General features: G+C 30.5%; 20 protein-coding genes and 1 tRNA gene. 16 read left to right on the forward strand and 5 right to left on the reverse strand.

Annotated features, from left to right (window positions below; all coding sequences use genetic code 11):
• Nucleotides 1–9: 9 nt before the first annotated feature.
• The 6 genes from AC5SL4_RS02340 (at nt 10) to AC5SL4_RS02365 (ending at nt 6,568) form a co-directional block, all read left to right on the forward strand.
• Complete coding sequence (locus tag AC5SL4_RS02340) at nt 10–786, forward strand: SDR family NAD(P)-dependent oxidoreductase (RefSeq protein WP_006997057.1); 777 nt, start codon at nt 10–12, stop codon at nt 784–786.
• Nucleotides 786–2,306, forward strand: a complete 1,521-nt coding sequence (locus AC5SL4_RS02345; protein ID WP_006997056.1) for an aldehyde dehydrogenase family protein — start codon at nt 786–788, stop codon at nt 2,304–2,306. The genes AC5SL4_RS02340 and AC5SL4_RS02345 overlap by 1 nt, the downstream gene beginning before the upstream one ends.
• A complete protein-coding gene (mmsB, locus tag AC5SL4_RS02350; protein WP_006997055.1) occupies nt 2,299–3,225 on the forward strand; it encodes a 3-hydroxyisobutyrate dehydrogenase in 927 nt (308 codons plus the stop codon). The genes AC5SL4_RS02345 and mmsB overlap by 8 nt, the downstream gene beginning before the upstream one ends.
• Before the next feature lie 178 nt (nt 3,226–3,403).
• Nucleotides 3,404–4,495, forward strand: coding sequence for a TRAP transporter substrate-binding protein (locus tag AC5SL4_RS02355; RefSeq protein WP_006997054.1), 1,092 nt, complete (start codon nt 3,404–3,406; stop codon nt 4,493–4,495).
• A gap of 88 nt (nt 4,496–4,583) precedes the next feature.
• A complete protein-coding gene (locus tag AC5SL4_RS02360) occupies nt 4,584–5,243 on the forward strand; it encodes a TRAP transporter small permease subunit (protein WP_006997053.1) in 660 nt (219 codons plus the stop codon).
• A complete protein-coding gene (locus AC5SL4_RS02365; protein WP_006997052.1) occupies nt 5,243–6,568 on the forward strand; it encodes a TRAP transporter large permease in 1,326 nt (441 codons plus the stop codon). The genes AC5SL4_RS02360 and AC5SL4_RS02365 overlap by 1 nt, the downstream gene beginning before the upstream one ends.
• Nucleotides 6,569–6,572: 4 nt before the next feature.
• On the opposite strand, the gene AC5SL4_RS02370 is transcribed toward AC5SL4_RS02365, so the two are convergent.
• Nucleotides 6,573–7,463 (reverse strand): DMT family transporter, encoded by an 891-nt coding sequence (locus AC5SL4_RS02370; RefSeq protein ID WP_041185786.1) that lies wholly within the window; start codon nt 7,461–7,463, stop codon nt 6,573–6,575.
• A 116-nt stretch (nt 7,464–7,579) separates the two neighbouring features.
• Between AC5SL4_RS02370 and AC5SL4_RS02375 the strand changes: the two genes are divergently transcribed.
• The 3 genes from AC5SL4_RS02375 to AC5SL4_RS02385 all read left to right on the forward strand — a co-directional run bounded on the left by AC5SL4_RS02375 (nt 7,580) and on the right by AC5SL4_RS02385 (nt 10,586).
• Entirely contained in the window at nt 7,580–8,992 is a 1,413-nt protein-coding gene (locus tag AC5SL4_RS02375; RefSeq protein ID WP_494587513.1) for a cytosine permease, read from the forward strand.
• Nucleotides 8,993–8,996: 4 nt separating this feature from the next.
• On the forward strand, nt 8,997–9,743 hold the full coding sequence (locus AC5SL4_RS02380) for an SDR family NAD(P)-dependent oxidoreductase (RefSeq protein WP_006997049.1): 747 nt from the start codon (nt 8,997–8,999) through the stop codon (nt 9,741–9,743).
• Between the two features lie 201 nt (nt 9,744–9,944).
• A complete protein-coding gene (locus AC5SL4_RS02385) occupies nt 9,945–10,586 on the forward strand; it encodes a DUF3047 domain-containing protein (protein WP_006997048.1) in 642 nt (213 codons plus the stop codon).
• A 2-nt stretch (nt 10,587–10,588) separates the two neighbouring features.
• On the opposite strand, the gene AC5SL4_RS02390 is transcribed toward AC5SL4_RS02385, so the two are convergent.
• Nucleotides 10,589–10,726, reverse strand: coding sequence for a hypothetical protein (locus tag AC5SL4_RS02390; protein ID WP_006997047.1), 138 nt, complete (start codon nt 10,724–10,726; stop codon nt 10,589–10,591).
• A 57-nt stretch (nt 10,727–10,783) separates the two neighbouring features.
• Here AC5SL4_RS02390 and AC5SL4_RS02395 point away from each other — a divergent pair, with 57 nt between their 5' ends.
• Nucleotides 10,784–11,209, forward strand: a complete 426-nt coding sequence (locus tag AC5SL4_RS02395; protein ID WP_006997046.1) for a YbgC/FadM family acyl-CoA thioesterase — start codon at nt 10,784–10,786, stop codon at nt 11,207–11,209.
• Here AC5SL4_RS02395 and AC5SL4_RS02400 read toward each other — a convergent pair.
• Nucleotides 11,202–11,876 (reverse strand): uracil-DNA glycosylase, encoded by a 675-nt coding sequence (locus AC5SL4_RS02400; RefSeq protein WP_494587514.1) that lies wholly within the window; start codon nt 11,874–11,876, stop codon nt 11,202–11,204. The genes AC5SL4_RS02395 and AC5SL4_RS02400 overlap by 8 nt on opposite strands.
• A gap of 2 nt (nt 11,877–11,878) precedes the next feature.
• Between AC5SL4_RS02400 and AC5SL4_RS02405 the strand changes: the two genes are divergently transcribed.
• A complete protein-coding gene (locus AC5SL4_RS02405; RefSeq protein WP_006997044.1) occupies nt 11,879–12,430 on the forward strand; it encodes a histidine phosphatase family protein in 552 nt (183 codons plus the stop codon).
• Nucleotides 12,431–12,449: 19 nt separating this feature from the next.
• Nucleotides 12,450–12,587, forward strand: coding sequence for a hypothetical protein (locus AC5SL4_RS02410; protein ID WP_196218403.1), 138 nt, complete (start codon nt 12,450–12,452; stop codon nt 12,585–12,587).
• A gap of 97 nt (nt 12,588–12,684) precedes the next feature.
• On the opposite strand, the gene AC5SL4_RS02415 is transcribed toward AC5SL4_RS02410, so the two are convergent.
• Both AC5SL4_RS02415 and AC5SL4_RS02420 read right to left on the reverse strand, forming a co-directional pair.
• Nucleotides 12,685–12,855 (reverse strand): hypothetical protein, encoded by a 171-nt coding sequence (locus tag AC5SL4_RS02415; RefSeq protein ID WP_006997042.1) that lies wholly within the window; start codon nt 12,853–12,855, stop codon nt 12,685–12,687.
• Nucleotides 12,848–13,099 carry a DUF1289 domain-containing protein gene (locus tag AC5SL4_RS02420; protein ID WP_018414054.1) on the reverse strand — a complete coding sequence of 84 codons (252 nt, stop codon included), beginning with the start codon at nt 13,097–13,099 and terminating at the stop codon, nt 12,848–12,850. The genes AC5SL4_RS02415 and AC5SL4_RS02420 overlap by 8 nt, the downstream gene beginning before the upstream one ends.
• 101 nt (nt 13,100–13,200) lie before the next feature.
• On the opposite strand from AC5SL4_RS02420, the gene AC5SL4_RS02425 reads away from it, so the two are divergent.
• The 4 genes from AC5SL4_RS02425 (at nt 13,201) to clpX (ending at nt 16,738) form a co-directional block, all read left to right on the forward strand.
• Nucleotides 13,201–13,285 (forward strand) — tRNA-Leu (locus tag AC5SL4_RS02425).
• A gap of 16 nt (nt 13,286–13,301) precedes the next feature.
• Entirely contained in the window at nt 13,302–14,735 is a 1,434-nt protein-coding gene (gene tig / locus AC5SL4_RS02430; protein WP_494587515.1) for a trigger factor, read from the forward strand.
• Between the two features lie 31 nt (nt 14,736–14,766).
• Entirely contained in the window at nt 14,767–15,378 is a 612-nt protein-coding gene (gene clpP / locus AC5SL4_RS02435; RefSeq protein ID WP_494587516.1) for an ATP-dependent Clp endopeptidase proteolytic subunit ClpP, read from the forward strand.
• Nucleotides 15,379–15,469: 91 nt separating this feature from the next.
• Nucleotides 15,470–16,738 (forward strand): ATP-dependent Clp protease ATP-binding subunit ClpX, encoded by a 1,269-nt coding sequence (gene clpX, locus AC5SL4_RS02440; protein WP_006997038.1) that lies wholly within the window; start codon nt 15,470–15,472, stop codon nt 16,736–16,738.
• Nucleotides 16,739–16,770: the final 32 nt, after the last annotated feature.

Here is a 16,770-nt window from a genome sequence, read left to right on the forward strand (position 1 = left end):
AGGATTTCAATGAAACTAAAAGATAGAATAGCAATAGTCACAGGTGGTGGAAAAGGAATTGGTGCAGAGATTTGTGTAAGACTAGCAAGTGAGGGAGCAAAAATTGTTATAGCTGAAATGGATATTGAAAATGGTGAAAAAATTTCTAAAAAAATTCAAGGTAATAATGGTGAAGCAATTGTTGTAGAAACAAATGTTGCCGAAGAAGATAGTGCAAATAACATGGCTGATGTTGCTATTAAAAAATTTGGTAAGATTGATATTCTTGTTAATAATGCTGGTATAAGACATATTAACAATATTCTAGATCATACAAAACAGCAATGGGATGACATGATATCGGTAAACTTAACCGGACCATATCTATGCTGTAAGTCTGTTATTCCTCATATGATAAAAAATGGTAAAGGAAAAATTATTAATTTTGGATCTATTGCAAGTTTTATGGGTAGACCTGATAGAGTAGCCTATGTTGCTGCAAAATCTGGTATACTAGGTTTAACGAGAGCCTTAGCGGTCGATTTAACTGGGAAAAATATTAACGTAAATACTATTTGTCCTGGGTTAATTTCAACACCTTTCAATCAAAAATTTGCTGAAGATCCTACTCACGGTAAAGCTTGGGGCAAAGAAACTATAGTTGGACGTTGGGGTTTGCCATCTGATATATCTGGTGCAGCTGTTTTTCTATCTAGCGATGATGCAGATTTTATAAATGGATCTGAAATAAAAATTGATGGTGGATGGTTAGCAGCAAAAACTAGAAAAGGTGAAATAAGTAATTAATGAGTGATGATTTTAAAAATAATTTAGAACTAGCACTAGGTAATGCAAAAAGATTATCTAATAAAATTTTAATTAATGGAAAATTGTCACCTGCTAAAGCTGAAGCTAAAATTAGCGTATTAAATCCAAGTACAGGTGAAAATATTGGTGAAGCTCCACAGTGCAATAAGGTTGATGTGAATATAGCGGTTGATGCAGCAGAAGCTGCATTTCAAAAATGGAAAAAAGTACCTGCGAGAGAACGTGGTAAAATAATGACGGCTGCTGCTAGAAAATTAGAAGATAGAAAAAATGAAATTGAAACATTATTAGCTTTAGATACTGGTAACGCACTTAGAACTCAAGCCATACCGGAGACAGCAGCATCAATTGAATTAACTCATATGTTTGCTGGACTTGCAGGAGAAATAAAAGGTGAAAATTATCCACCAAACATTCCAAATACAATTCATTACACAACCAAAGATCCAATTGGAGTTGTTTGTGCAATTATTCCTTGGAATGCTCCTTTATTTTTGACTGTTGCAAAAATTGCACCAGCTATTGTAGCGGGAAATACTGTAGTGTTAAAAACTGCTGAGCAAGCACCACTTTGTGCTTTACTCTTATGTGAAATATTACAACAAGAACTTCCTCCTGGAGTTTTAAATGTAATTTCAGGCTATGGAGAAGAGTGTGGTGAACCATTAATTGATCATCCTAAAGTTAGAAAGGTTACTTTTACAGGATCGTTTTCTGTTGGAAAAATTATTGCAATAAAAGCTGCTCCAAAATTATGTCCAGTTACATTAGAATTAGGTGGAAAAAATCCAAATATTATAATGAGTGATGCTGACTTAGATATAGCAATACCAGGCGTAATTGATGGTATGAGGTATACTCGTCAAGGACAGGCTTGCACCGCAGGATCAAGAGTTTATATACACGAAAAAATTTATGATAAAGTTTTAGAAGGTGTAGTTTCTAAATTAAGTAAACTTAAGATGGGAAATGCACTTGATAGTAAATCTGATATTGGCGCAATAATATCTAATGAACAACTCAAAAGAACCTTACATTATATGGACATTGCTAAAAAAACATCATCTGCAAAGGTTTTACATGGTGGCAATCAACCTAAAGGAGGAGATTATAAGGAAGGTTTCTTTTATGAACCAACCTTATTGTCAGGCGTTCCTGTAGAATCTCCTGTATGTCAAGAAGAGGTATTTGGCCCTGTTGCTTGCGCAATTCCGTTTAAGAGTTTTGATGAAGTTATGAAAAGCGCTAACGACACACCTTTTGGTTTATCAGCCGTTTTATGGACTCAAAACTTATCTAGAGCATTGCAATTTGTAGATGAAATTGAAGCAGGCTTTGTTCAGGTAAATCAATGCGTTGCTCCAAGAGCCAATGTTTCTTATGGAGGAATTAAAATGAGTGGTTTAGGTAAAGAATATGCTTTTGATAGTATGATTAACCACTTTACACAAAGTAAAACAGTTTTAATTAATAGAGGTAAATCAAATTTAGATGACTAATCACATTGCATTTATAGGTGTTGGAAATATGGGAAACCCTATGGCTGATCAATTAGTAAAAGCTGGCAAAGAAGTAAAAGCTTTTGATGTTTCACCAGAGGTAATAAAAATTGCAAAAGAGTCAGGTTTAAACGTTGTATCCACTATTGATGAATTATTAGATGGCGCTAGTACTGTTATATCTATGCTACCAGAGGGAAAGCATGTTCGATCTCTTTATTTAGGAGACAAAGGAATATTAAATAAAATTCCAAAAGAATGTTTGATAATTGATTGCTCAACAATTGATATTGAGACTTCTCTAGAGCTAGGTAATGAATCAAAAAAACTTGGAATTAAAATGATAGATGCACCAGTTACTGGTGGTGTGATGGGAGCAAGAATTGGAAAATTAAATTTTTTAGTTGGTGGAAGTGATGAAGCTGTAGCATTAGCAAAACCTTTATTTGATATTATGGGACAAAAAATTTTACATGCAGGTGTTCAAGGAAGTGGAGTAGGTGTAAAAATTTGCAACAATATGTCTTTAGGAATTTCTATGATAGCAGCATCTGAATCTTTAATGTTAGCTAAAAGATTAAAAATGGATATTAAAAAGGTTCATGAAATAATAAAAGCAGCTTCAGGAAATAATTGGGCTATGACTAATTATACACCTTTACCAAATCTTACTGATGGAGTTCCTTCAAATAATAAATACCGACCAGGTTTTACAGCATCAATGATGAGAAAGGATTTAAGGCTAGCCATGGATGCCGCTCAGTCTGTAGATGCCTCTACACCATTAGGTAAAGCTGCTTTAGAAATTTTTTCAAAATTCTGTGATGAGGGTGATAGTGACACTGACTATTCAGGTATATCTAAAATGATTGGTGGTGATGCTTGGAATTATCCATTTGATCCAAAAGGAAATAAATAAAAAACAATATTTGTAAATTTACTTAACAGTATTAAAAGTATACCAAACAATTCAATTGATTGTAGTATATTATAGGTTGTATCGTCTATATTTAACTTATTTTAAGTTTACTTTTCTCCTACAATAATGTTTATTTCAAATTTATTAAGACTAAATAAAAAAACAGAGAGGGATAAACATGAAAAAAATCACATCATTGATTTTAAGTTTAGTATTTGCAGTATCTATTATTGCTTCTGCTTCTGCTAAAACTTTAAAAATACAAATGACCTTTCCAAAAACTTCTTATGATGCGCAAATCGTAGGAATGTGGGCTGAAAGAGTTACTGGCCTTACTGGTGGTTCATTAAAATTTGAACTTCTAGGAGCTGGAGAAGTTGTAGGTGTTAAAGAAACATTAGAAGCTGTTGACAAGGGTCTTGTTGATGGTGGTGCTGCTTGGACTCATTACTGGTCTAACTATCACCCTGCTGCAATGTTATTTGGTTCGCCAGTTGCAGGTGGTGGTATTGGTTTAAGTACTAAATCTTGGTTAGCTTGGTATTTTGATAACGGTGGAAAAGCTTTATACGATCAACTATGGGATGAAATGGGTATGAACGTAAAAGGTTTCATCATGGCATCTTCTGGTCCAGAGGCTTTAGGTTGGTTCAAAGAGCCGATCAACAGTATGGCTGATTTCAGAAAATACAGATTTAGAACTCCTCCGGGAATTCCTGGTCAAACATACAAAGACATTGGTGTTGCATCAGTTTCAATGGGTGGTGGAGATATTCTACCAGCACTTGAAAAAGGAACAATCGATGCTGCTGAATGGTGTTGTCCAAAACCAGATCTAGTATTTGGTTTCCAAAAGGTATTGAAAAATTACTACCTTCAAGGCTTACACCAAAACGTTGTAAATGGAGATGTGTTCTTTAACAAGGATGTTTATAATAAGTTAACTGACCAAGAGAAATATGCAATGGAAATTGCTTCTGAAGCGATGATAACTAGAAACATCACTAACAGAGCTGTTGAAAATGGAAAAGCGTTAATTGAATTAACATCTAAGCATGGTGTTATCCTTCATGATACACCAGCTGATTACTTTGTTGAGTATATGGCTGCTGCTAAAGCTACTATTCAAAAGAACTCAAAAGAAAATAAGTTCTTTGATGAAGTTTACCAGCACATGACTGCTCACGCAAAAATCGTAGTACCTTTTATTGCTCAAATGGAAACATCTGATGCATCAATTGGAACTGCATTTGCAAAAGCGCAAAAGTAAATAAATAATTTAAACGGGGACTTAATATTTTTAAGTTCCCGTTTTTTTAAAATAGAAAAAATTTTAATCGACATTACCAATCAATAAAATGGTCAAAAAAAAATCACATTCTGCTGGTGTTAAAGAAACTCTAGATATTACTGATGAGTTAATAGCAGAACGTCGAACTAGTTTAAAAATGCCCAAGGATATGGTTCCTTGGATGGCAAAAACTATAGAGTTTATCGACCTTAACATGTTGAGAATTGGTAAAGTAATTTGTTGGATGGTAATTCCTTTAATTTTTGCAATGACTTTTGAAGTTATTGGTAGACATTTTTTTAATAGACCAACTCTTTGGGCTTATGATGTAACCAGAATGATTGCAGGAGCATTTTTTATGTTGGGTGCTGGTTACGCATTATCAAAAGGTATTCATATAAGAGCTGATTTTTTATATAGAAATTGGAATGTTAAAACTCAAGCAAAAGTAGATCTATTCTTATATTTATTATTCTTCTTTCCAGGTTTCATAGTCTTCTTTTGGGTAAGTTTTGATTATGCTTATACTTCTATATGTGGGAGATCTATTTTAGCAGAATGCTTAGATGGAAAAGTTAGAATTCAAAGAGCAATGGATACTACTTGGATGCCAGTAATGTGGCCATTAAAAAGCTGCATGCCAATTGGAGCTTTTTTGTTATTAATTCAAGGGATATCAGAATTATTTAAAACATATTATGCGTTTGTGAAAGGTAGATGGCCATAATGGAAATTTTTTCACAAGAATTAATTGGAGCAATAATGATAGGAGTAATGCTATTTGCTATCTTTATTGGTTTTCCTATTTCATTTACATTAATATTTTTAGGTCTTGTGTTTGGTTATTGGGGTTTTGGAAAGTTAGTTTTTTATTTAATGACCCTACAGTTTAATATGATTATGACGGAAAGTACGCTGGTTGCCGTCCCACTCTTTATATTTATGGGCATATTAATGGAATCTGCAGGTCTTATGGAAAGACTATTTTCAGCCATACAATTAATGCTATCTAGAACAAGGGGTGCATTATTTTATGCAGTTATGTTTGTGTCTACAATTTTTGCTGCTGCAACAGGAATAGTTGGGGCATCAGTAACAATCCTTGGAATCATGGCAGGTAAAACTATGATTAAATCTGGATACGATACTAGATTATCTGCAGGCTTAATATGTGCCGGAGGAACTCTTGGAATTTTAATTCCACCAAGCATTATGTTAGTGGTAATGGGGCCTGTTTTAGAAATCCCAGTAACAGATTTATTTGCTGCAGCAATAATTCCAGGAATAATGTTGGCAGTTCTTTATGCTCTTTACACCACTGTTAGATGTTATTTTGATCCAAAACTTGGTCCAATTTTACCAAAAAGTATGCAACCAAAAAGTATGGGTAAAGTTTGGGTAGAATTCTTTTTAGGGTTAGTACCGCCTGCGGGATTAGTATTTTTTGCTCTAGGTAGCATATTATTTGGTTTAGCAACACCTACTGAAGGTGCCGGTATTGGAGCTATTGGATCTTTGTTACTTGCTTTAGCATATAAAAAATTAACTTTAAAAACTTTAAAAAATTCTTTAATTAAAACTTTAGAGATTACTGCATTGATAATGTTTTTAGTTGCTGCATCGAATTTCTTTGGAGCAGTTTTTTCAAAATTAGGAACACCATCTTTATTAACTGAATTTTTATTAAACTTAGAAGTTAACAGATATGTTATTTTAGCTATACTAATGGCAGTAATTTTCTTGTTAGGTTGGCCTTTAGAGTGGGTACCAATAGTTCTTATTGTATTACCAATATTTGTTCCATTGATTAAAGAATTAGACTTCAACTTGACTTGGTTTGCAATACTTGTAGCTGTGAATTTACAGACCGCCTGGTTATCTCCACCTGTAGCTCTATCTGCGTATTTTTTAAAAGGTGTTGTGCCAGAATGGGAACTTAAAGATATTTATCTTGGTATGATGCAGTTTATGGGAATACAGCTTTTAGGTTTAATTTTGATCATCGCATTTCCTCAAATTGCACTTTGGTTACCTAGTGTAATGTACCCTTAAGAGTTTATTTTTTATTTATATAAGGAATTACAGTTCCAACTAAAATAATTCCCAATGAAATAAATATCTTTAAAGTAATTTCTGCATCAATTACTACCCAGGCAGATAAAGCTCCTATGGGCCCTGTTAAAGGATACATAAGACTAATTCTTCCTATTGGAACCCTTCTCAAGGCATAATTATAAAATAAATAAGAACCAAAAGTTATAAAAGATAAAGTGATTGCAGCTATTACTGATGGTGTAAATTCTAAATGAAATGAATATCCAAAGGTAGAGTTAGGCCAAATAATAAATAATATTAAAAATGATAAAATGAAACCAGTAAAATATTGGTAAGTATTTACACCTAGCTGGTTAACATTAGTTTGCATTTTTTTTCTACCAATAACTTCATTAATTGAAGCCAAAGTCATTCCTGCAAAAATAATAAAGTCCCCAATATAATTTCCCTGACCAATAATAGTTTGACTTGATAAGAGGATATAAGTTCCAATAATTGTTATAAAAGCTCCTATTAAAACCTTTATCTCAATTTTTTCATTTAAAAATATTTTAGCAACAAAAGGTTGCATGATTGGCATTGTACTTATAATAGCAACACCATTAATAGGCGACGTAAGCATTAAACCTACATGGAATGCTAATGTTACAAGAAAAGGGTTTAGCAAACCCATCAAGAAAGGTGCTAGACCTATTTTTTTAATTGACAAGTCAACTCTCATTATTAAAGCAAAAGTTAACATAAGCAAAAAAGCAATTGCAAACCTTACAGCTAGTAAATCAACAATTTGAAATTCTTCTAGAGCAAGTTTTACAAACGGAGGACCTGAGCCAAAACCAATTACAGCAAGAAACATTGCCAAGTAACCAATATTTTTTTTAAGAAAGAGCATTAGATCCAAAATACTATTACAAATGAAAAAAAAAGATATTCCATTTTAACTTATTAGTTTATTATTTATTAGTGATTCAGCGTAAAAATAAAATTAATCTTATTAACTGGGAATTAGTGTCAGTTAACCCAAATGATAAAACTTGGAATTGGAAGGATATTTTTTGCTTTTGGGGCATTAATATACAAAGTGTTATTGCTTTTTCCTTAATAGCATCATTGTATCTTGTTTATGACTTAAACATTGCAGTTGTTTTTTTAGGAAGTTTAATTGGTTCTCTTCTAGTTTATTTTTTAGCTAACTTGATAGGAAAACCCTCTCAAAAATATGGTCTTCCATTTCCCGTTATCTTAAGGACTTCATTGGGTGTGTTTGGGGCAAAATATTTTTCTTTAATAAGAGGTCTTGTTGGTATCTTCATGTTTGGAATTCAAACATATTTTTTATCAAAAGCATTTAGTTATTTAATTCGAATATTTTTCTTTTCGGTTGATAATACTTTCCTTCAGCATGATATTTTTTTAATTTTTGTTTCAGGTCTTAACATTATTGATTGGGCTGCTTTTTTAATAGCAATTCTATTACAATCTTTTTTATTCAGTAAAAGTCATAAATTTAATAAGCTAATTATTAATTATTCAGCAATAACAGTTTACACAGGGATGCTATTATTTTTTTTTGTTGTACTTCTCTTAGATGTTAAGGAGGTTTCAAGATCATTTGCTGACATTTTTACTTATAGCAATATATTTCTTAAGAGTAATATTGCTCCCTTGATTACTGTAGTTGGAATAGTATTTGCTTACTTTTCAATTATTCTTGTAAATTTTGGAGACTTTGCCCGTTACGTTAAAGATGAAGAGGAATTAAAAAAAGGTAATTTGAGTTTATTTTTAAATCTTATTATATTTTCATTTTTTGCTGTATTTATAGTTGTCGGGGCTGATGTAATTTTTCATCAGAAACTTGAGGAAATTGGAAAGATACTTACAAATCCTACAGATATTATAGGAACTTTAGATAACACTATTATAACTGTAATAGTTTTATTTTTTATTATTGTAGCTTCAGCATCTACTAATCTAATTGCAAATTATGTGCCTGCTCAAAATTCTTTGTTAAATTTTTTTCCAAGTAAACTTAATCTAAAAACTTCCTCTTATATAATTATTATTTTTGGATTTATAATTGGTATTTTTTGGTTACCATTATTAAGTCAGATAGGAATTTTATCTTTTGTCGATACATTTGCTGCATTTTTTGGACCTCTTTTTGGTGTTATAATCATAGATTATTATTTAGTTAAAAAATCAAACTTAAATAATAAGGATATATTTTCAGCAGAACCTGATGGAGTTTACTTTTACACTAATGGATGGCATATAAAAGCCGTATACTCTATAACCCTAGGTTTTATTTTTGCTGCTTCAACAATTTGGAATGAAAGTTTAATGAATTTTAATTCTTACTCTTGGTTAATTGGTGCTCTTATCTCTTCATTGACATACAATTTATTAACAAGTAAATAATTTCATGCATCAGTTTGATTTAAAAAATAAAACAGCAATTATCACAGGTGGAGCACAAGGTTTTGGTTTAGATATTGCTAAAAGGTTTTTAAAGTCAGGAACAAAAGCAATTATCTGGGACATCGATGAAGAAGAATTAAAAAAAGCTGTTAAAGCTGTGAATGATCCAAATCTTTCATATAATGTTGTTGATGTATCTGTTTTCAAAAATGTTAAAGATACAGTTGATGAAATAGCAAAATCTTCAAATATTGATATTTTAATTAATAATGCGGGTATTACTGGGTCTACGTCTTCACTTTGGGATTACGATGTAGCTGAATGGAATAAAATAATAGAAATTAACTTAATGGGTACATTTAACTGTTGTAAATGTGTGGTGCCTTACATGATTAAAAATGATTATGGTAGAATAGTTAATGTTGCTTCGGTTGCCGGAAAAGATGGTAATGCAAATGCAAGCGCTTATAGCTCAGCAAAAGCGGGTGTTATTGGTTTAACAAAATCGTTAGGAAAAGAATTGGCTGATAAGAATATAGCTGTAAATGCTGTCACTCCAGCAGGAGCTAAAACAAGAATATTAGACCAAATGTCAAAAGAACATGTTGCCAGAATGCTTTCCAAGGTTCCTAGAGGTAGATTTTTAGAGATAGAAGAGTTTACTTCATTAATTTGTTGGCTAGCTTCAGAAGAAAACTCATTTTCAACAGCAGCTGTTTTTGATATTAGTGGTGGTCGTTCTACTTACTAACTAGCACTTTAGAATCAACATTAAGAGACTTACTTTCTTTAGAAATAACTGGTGCCAGTAGAATTATGGACCAATATATTAATAAAACAAATATAGAAATTAATTTCATTCTATTTATATAGTATCCAATATTGATAATTTAATGCTTAAAGTGTGTTCAAATATTGTTTTAAAATTAAATTTAGATATACCCTCAGACTGATGAAATTTTTTTTAATATTATTAGGATATTTATTTTTAATAACAAAACCTTTGTTAGCTGAAAATGTTTATGTTTTTGATTTTACTAACGATGAGCTAAATACATTAAAAGTTAAAAAAGTTAAAGGAGAGACCAGCTGGGCTGTTGGGTCTAACGAAAATGGTAACTTTATAAGAGCAGAGGCTGAAGGTGTTGGGTCAGGCTTGGGAAAAGAAATTAGAATTGATCTTAATAAAACTCCTATTATTAATATTACATGGAAAGTTGAGAAAGATTTATCTGGAATTATTGAAAATAGTAAAAAAGGGCACGATTATGCTGCTAGAGTTTTTGTAATAAAAAAAACAGGTTCTACACCATTATCTAACAGGGCAATTAATTATGTTTTTTCAAGTAATAATGATGTTGGAAAATATTGGCCAAGTCCATATACAAAAAAATCTATTGACTATGTTCTCTCAACTACAAAAAATAACAAAAATACATGGGTTACTGTTAAAGCAAATGTGCAAAAAGATTTTAAGAAACTTCATGAAATTGATGTTACAGAAATTTCAGGTATAGCTATAATGACTGACACTGATAATTCGAAATTAAAAGCTATCTCTTATTATCAAGATATTTATTTTTCAGCTGAATAAGATTATTTAAATACTTTTTTAAGACCAATACTTAAAAAAGATAAAAGTACTGCAACAATTACATCTTCAATGGGTGCAGCATTAGGGACCAAATAATTCCAAGCAATTACACCTAAAAGCCAAATAATATAAACTTTCATTGTTATATTATATCTTAGTTTGATGCTAAAAATATTTATTTTTGATAGTATAAATTCATGCACGAAAATTTTTTTCACAATATAAAGGTTTATTATGAAGACACTGATGCTGGTGGTGTTGTTTATTATGCGAACTATTTGAGGTTTCTTGAAAGAGCAAGAACAGAAGCATTGTTTACAATCGGATTTAATAATAAAAAAATTAAAGAAGATTATGGAGCTTTAATTGTTGTTAAATCTTGTAACATTGAGTACAAAAAACCCTCCTATCTTGAAGATGAGTTAAAAATTAGATCCTTTGTTAAATCTATTACAAAGACTTCTTTTTTTATGTCACAATTTATTTCTAGAGATGACGAATTAATTGTTGAGGCAAAAGTACATTTAGTTTTTGTAGATAAAAATGGAAAACCTATAAAAGTTCCAGAGGACATTTTTAAAGTTTTTAAACCTTATTTTTGCGATAGTATAAAAATTAAATAATTTTCTTAGCCTTCTTTAACAAGCTTACCATTTTTTGTGTATTAATTATTTTTCTATTAACATTTCTTGGACTAGGGTGATAACTAGGAATTAGAATTTTATTATCAGGTAATAAATATTTTACACCGTGAATGAAGATTAATTTTTTATCAAAATGATAATTTTTTTTATAAAATTCTATACAATTATCAAATGAAACTTTGCCTAATGCTATAACAACTTTTAAATTTTTTAATAAGGTCAATTCATTTTTAAAAAATGTTGAACAGTTGGATAATTCATTTTTTAAAGGTTTATCTTCTGGAGGGACACATTTAAGAATATTTGTAATATAGGTTTTATTTAATTTTAAACCATCATCAATATGCTTAGAAGTTGATATATTCGATATGTTAGCTTTAAATAAACAGTTAAATAGAAAATCTCCAGATTTATCTCCAGTGAACGCTCTGCCTGTCCTAGTACCTCCGTGAGCTGCAGGCGCCAGACCTACAATTAATAATTTAGCTTTAATATCACCAAATCCCGTAACTGGTTTAGCCCAATAAGTATCTTTCATATTTTGTTTTCTTTTTTCTATAGAAATTTTTTTACTAAATGCAATTAACCTAGGACAACTTTTACATTTAACTATTGAATTATTTAATTTTTTGAATTTTATACTCATATATGAAATTTATAAAATTTTTTTTATTAATACTTTTATCTTTCAATATTTCAGTAAAAGCAAATTCAAATGATGAAATACAAAGTTTGTTAAAAGAAGGTAAAAAATTAATATTTATAAGACATGCAATTGCACCAGGTGGAGGTGATCCGTTAGATTTTGATATATTAAAATGTGAAACTCAACGAAATTTAAGTATAGAGGGTATTGAACAATCTAAAAACATTGGGAAGTTTTTTTCAGAAAATAATATTAAAATTGATAAGGTGTTATCAAGTGAGTGGTGTAGGTGCAAACAAACAGCTCAACATGCTTTTGATAAATATGAAACAAAAAGTTTTTTAAATTCATTTTTCAGTGCAAAATTTGCAAGTAATAAAAATAAACAAATTTATGATTTAAAAAAATATATTAACGAATGGAACGGTGATAACAATTTGGTGTTAGTTACACATTATGTAACAATTCAAGAAGTACTAAATATTTCACCTTCTTCTGGAGAGATAATCATTTCAGATAAAAATTTTGATGTTCTTGCTCGACAAAATTTTTAAAAAATATAAACTATTTAAAATGTCATCAAAAAAAGCAATGAAGTTAGCACAAAAGCAAGCCTACGCTAAACATAGAAGTAATATAACTAATAGCAGATTTGGTTCAAAAAAAATAAATTTTACAAGTAAAGTTAATAAGAAAAATAAAAAAACTTAATTTTTTTTATAAAAACTCCCACTTATTAATTTTTAAATTTTGGAGATACCTGTCTCTCTATTTATTACTGTTTTAATCTTAATTAATGTTTTTATATTTATTTTTTTTCATGCTTGTCAGCATAAAAAAGTGCAATTAATAAAATTGCTGTCCAAATTATCCCTATAAAAGCTTTGGGTCCAGTTTCTGCACTCCATATATTTAAAACCAATGCTCCAAAGATTAACCCTGCAACATAAATTAATATAGCTAAAGTAGATTTACTCATTATTTAAATTCTTTTTATAAAGTGAAATTCCATTTTCAATCTTATGATCATAAGATTCTTTAAAACTCTCTAATTGCCAGCCACTCAGACGTGTTTGAATGATTGTTAAGTTTGATTTTTTCCATTCTTCTGTAGTTTCTTGCTTTTTCCACATTTTTTTTTCCTCATTATTTCTTGCACATCCATAACAATATCCTGTTTGAGGATCTGTTTTACATATGCTTATACATGGAGAAATAATCATTTTTTTTAAATTACTAGTAAATATAATTGATTATTAATATATTTCATTATTATTGTCATTGGACAAATAGAAACTATCCTATATAAAGCCACAAGAATTGTGGGCGAATGGCGGAATTGGTAGACGCGCTGGTCTTAGGAACCAGTATCGCAAGATGTGAAGGTTCGAGTCCTTTTTCGCCTACCAACAAGCTTAAAAAATTATGAAAGTTACAGTAGAAAATAAAAAAGGTTTAAATAAAGACATTAAAGTTTTCATAGATAAAGAAACTATGAATTCTTATATGGATGAAAAATATGAAGAAATTAAAAAAACTGTTAACTTAAAAGGTTTTAGACCTGGCAAGGTGCCTAAAGAAGTTTTAAAAAGACAATTTGGCCAAGCAATTTTTAGTGAAGTGCTAGATAAAGTTCTTAAAGATACATCAGTTAAAGCTTTAGAAGATAATAAAATTAAACCAGCTGGACAACCAAAGCTCGATCTTAAAACCTATGGTGAAGATAAAGATTTAGAATATGTAATGTCGATAACAGAACTTCCAAAGGTAGAGTTAAAGTCTGTTGAAAATATTAAATTTGATGAATATTCAGTTAAAATTGACACAAACGAAACAGATAAAAGAATTAAAGAAATAGCCAAAAGTCAGAACAATTTTAAAGAAGTTGCAGCAGATGTTAAAGCAGTAGAGGAAAATTTAGTTATTTTTGACTACAAAGCGACGATTGATGGAAAAGATTTTACTGGTGGTGAAGGAAAAAATACACAATTAATTCTAGGTAAGGACTTATTTATTAAAGGCTTTGATAAGCAGCTTATCGGCGTTAAAAAAAATGATGAAAAATCTGTTGACGTTACTCTGCCTGAAAATTATCCACAAAAAGAATACGCAAATAAGAAAGCTAATTTTATTTGTAAAATTACAGAAGTAAAAAAATCAGAGGAAGTAAAAATAGATGATGTTTTTGCTAAAAACTTAGGTGCAAAAGATCTTGCCGATTTAAAAGTATTAGTTAGTAAACAAATTAATGATGAATATAAAAATTCTCTAGATAAATTGGCAAAAACTCAAATCTTAAAAGAAATTGAAAATTTTAAAGTAGATGAAATTCCGGAAAACTTAATTGAAGAAGAAGTTAAGATTTTATCTCAAGGTATGACTGAAGAAGATTCTAAAAAAAGTAGAAAAAATTTTGAGGAAATCGCTAAAAAAAGAATTAAAGTTGGGTTGATATTAAATGAATTCGGTGAACAAAATAAAATCAAAGTAACCGAACAAGAAGTTCAAGCTGAAGTTCAAAAACAACTTAGAATGATGCCTGGCCAAGAAAAGATGGTTATGGAATTTTATCAAAAAAATCCATCAGCATTAGCTAGCTTAAGAGGAACCGTGTATGAAGAAAAAATTATCGATTTAATTAAAACTAAAGCAAAACCATCTAAAAAAGAAATTAGCAAAGAAGAAGCAGAAAAAATTTTAAAGGAACATCAAAAACAAGATCATAATCATGAACATGACCACAATCATGACCACGATCATCCTGAGGAAAAAAAAGCTTCAAAATCTACTAAAATTGAAAAAAAATCAAAACCCTCAGCATCTAAAAAACCTTCAACAAAAAAAGTTAGTAAAAAGTAATCACAAGTTGTATAAGTAAGAGAATCAACTTATGACAACAAATTTATTAGATCAAATGAATACTCTTGTACCTATGGTTGTTGAACAATCAAATAAAGGTGAGAGAGCTTATGATATTTATTCAAGACTTCTCAAAGAGAGAATTATTTTTTTGGTAGGACCAATAAATGATAACGTAGCATCTTTAGTTACAGCTCAACTTTTGTTTTTAGAGTCTGAGGATCCAAAAAAAGAAATCAATTTATATATCAATAGTCCTGGAGGACTAGTGACAGCAGGTCTTGGAATTTATGATACTATGCAATACATTAAACCAGATATTTCAACATTATGTATTGGTCAAGCTGCATCAATGGGTTCATTTTTATTAGCTGCAGGTAAAAAAGGTAAAAGATTTTCTTTGCCAAATTCTAGAATTATGGTTCACCAACCTTCTGCTGGTTTTCAAGGACAAGCTACAGATATTGAAATTCATGCTAACGAAGTTTTAGCCTTGAAAAAAAGACTTAATGAGATTTATTCAAAACATACTGGAAAATCTGTTGATGATGTGAAGAAAGCACTAGAACGTGATAACTTTATGACTCCAGATACAGCAAAAGAGTTTGGTTTGATAGATGAAGTAGTTGAAAATAGATCTTAATACACAACATCTTGACACCCCTTTAAACTGATACTTGATTAGTATGAGTCTTCTATATTAAAGTAACTATACTGATTCGTTTATAAATTATATGACAACAAATAATAAAAATATTCTTTACTGTTCTTTTTGTGGAAAGAGCCAACATGAAGTTAGAAAACTTATTGCAGGTCCAACCGTATTTATATGTGATGAATGCGTTGAACTCTGCATGGATATCATCAAAGAAGAAAGTAAAGACACATTTGTTAAACATCAAGATGGGTTACCACCGCCTAAAGAAATTTGTGCTGTATTAGATGATTATGTTATTGGGCAGCCTCACGCAAAAAAAGTTTTATCAGTTGCTGTTCATAATCATTATAAGAGACTTAATTATGAGACTAAAACCAGCAAAACAGTTGAACTTTCAAAATCAAATATTCTTTTAGTTGGTCCAACTGGTTGTGGAAAAACTTTATTAGCTCAAACTCTAGCAAGAATCCTTGACGTTCCTTTCACAATGGCAGATGCAACCACTTTAACAGAAGCAGGTTATGTTGGTGAAGATGTTGAAAATATAATTTTAAAATTATTACAAGCTGCTGATTACAACGTTGAAAAAGCACAACGTGGAATTGTATACATCGACGAAGTTGATAAGATTAGCAGAAAGTCAGAAAACCCTTCTATTACTAGAGACGTGTCTGGAGAAGGTGTGCAACAAGCTCTATTAAAAATTATGGAAGGGACAGTGGCAAGCGTTCCACCTCAAGGTGGCAGAAAGCATCCACAACAAGAATTTTTACAAGTAGACACAACAAATATTTTGTTTATTTGTGGTGGAGCATTTGCTGGCTTAGATAAAATAATATCTCAAAGAGATAAGGGTACATCAATAGGATTTGGTGCAAATGTAAAAAAAACAGATGATAAAAAAACAGGTGAGTGGATGAAAACTTTAGAACCTGAAGATTTGTTAAAGTATGGCTTAATCCCAGAATTTATTGGAAGACTTCCAATGATAGCTACATTAGAAGATCTTGATGAAAAATCTCTAGTTAAAATACTACAAGAACCAAAAAACTCGCTAATTAAACAATACCAAGAATTATTTAAATTAGATGGAGCTAAGTTAAGTTTTAAAGAAAATGCGATCAAAGAGATTGCACAAAAAGCAATTAATAAGAAAACTGGGGCTAGAGGCCTTAGATCAATCTTAGAAAATATTTTATTAAAAACAATGTACGATCTTCCAAGTCAAGACAATGTGGAGGAAGTTATTGTAGACGCTAGTGCGGCCAAAGGACTATCTCAACCAATCATAGTTCATTCAAAAAATAGTAGCAAAACAAAGACTGACAAAACTTCTGCTGCCTAATTTCACGTTAATAAGTAATAAATAGCTATTGC

Source organism: Candidatus Pelagibacter sp. PS_02 (assembly GCF_059418065.1).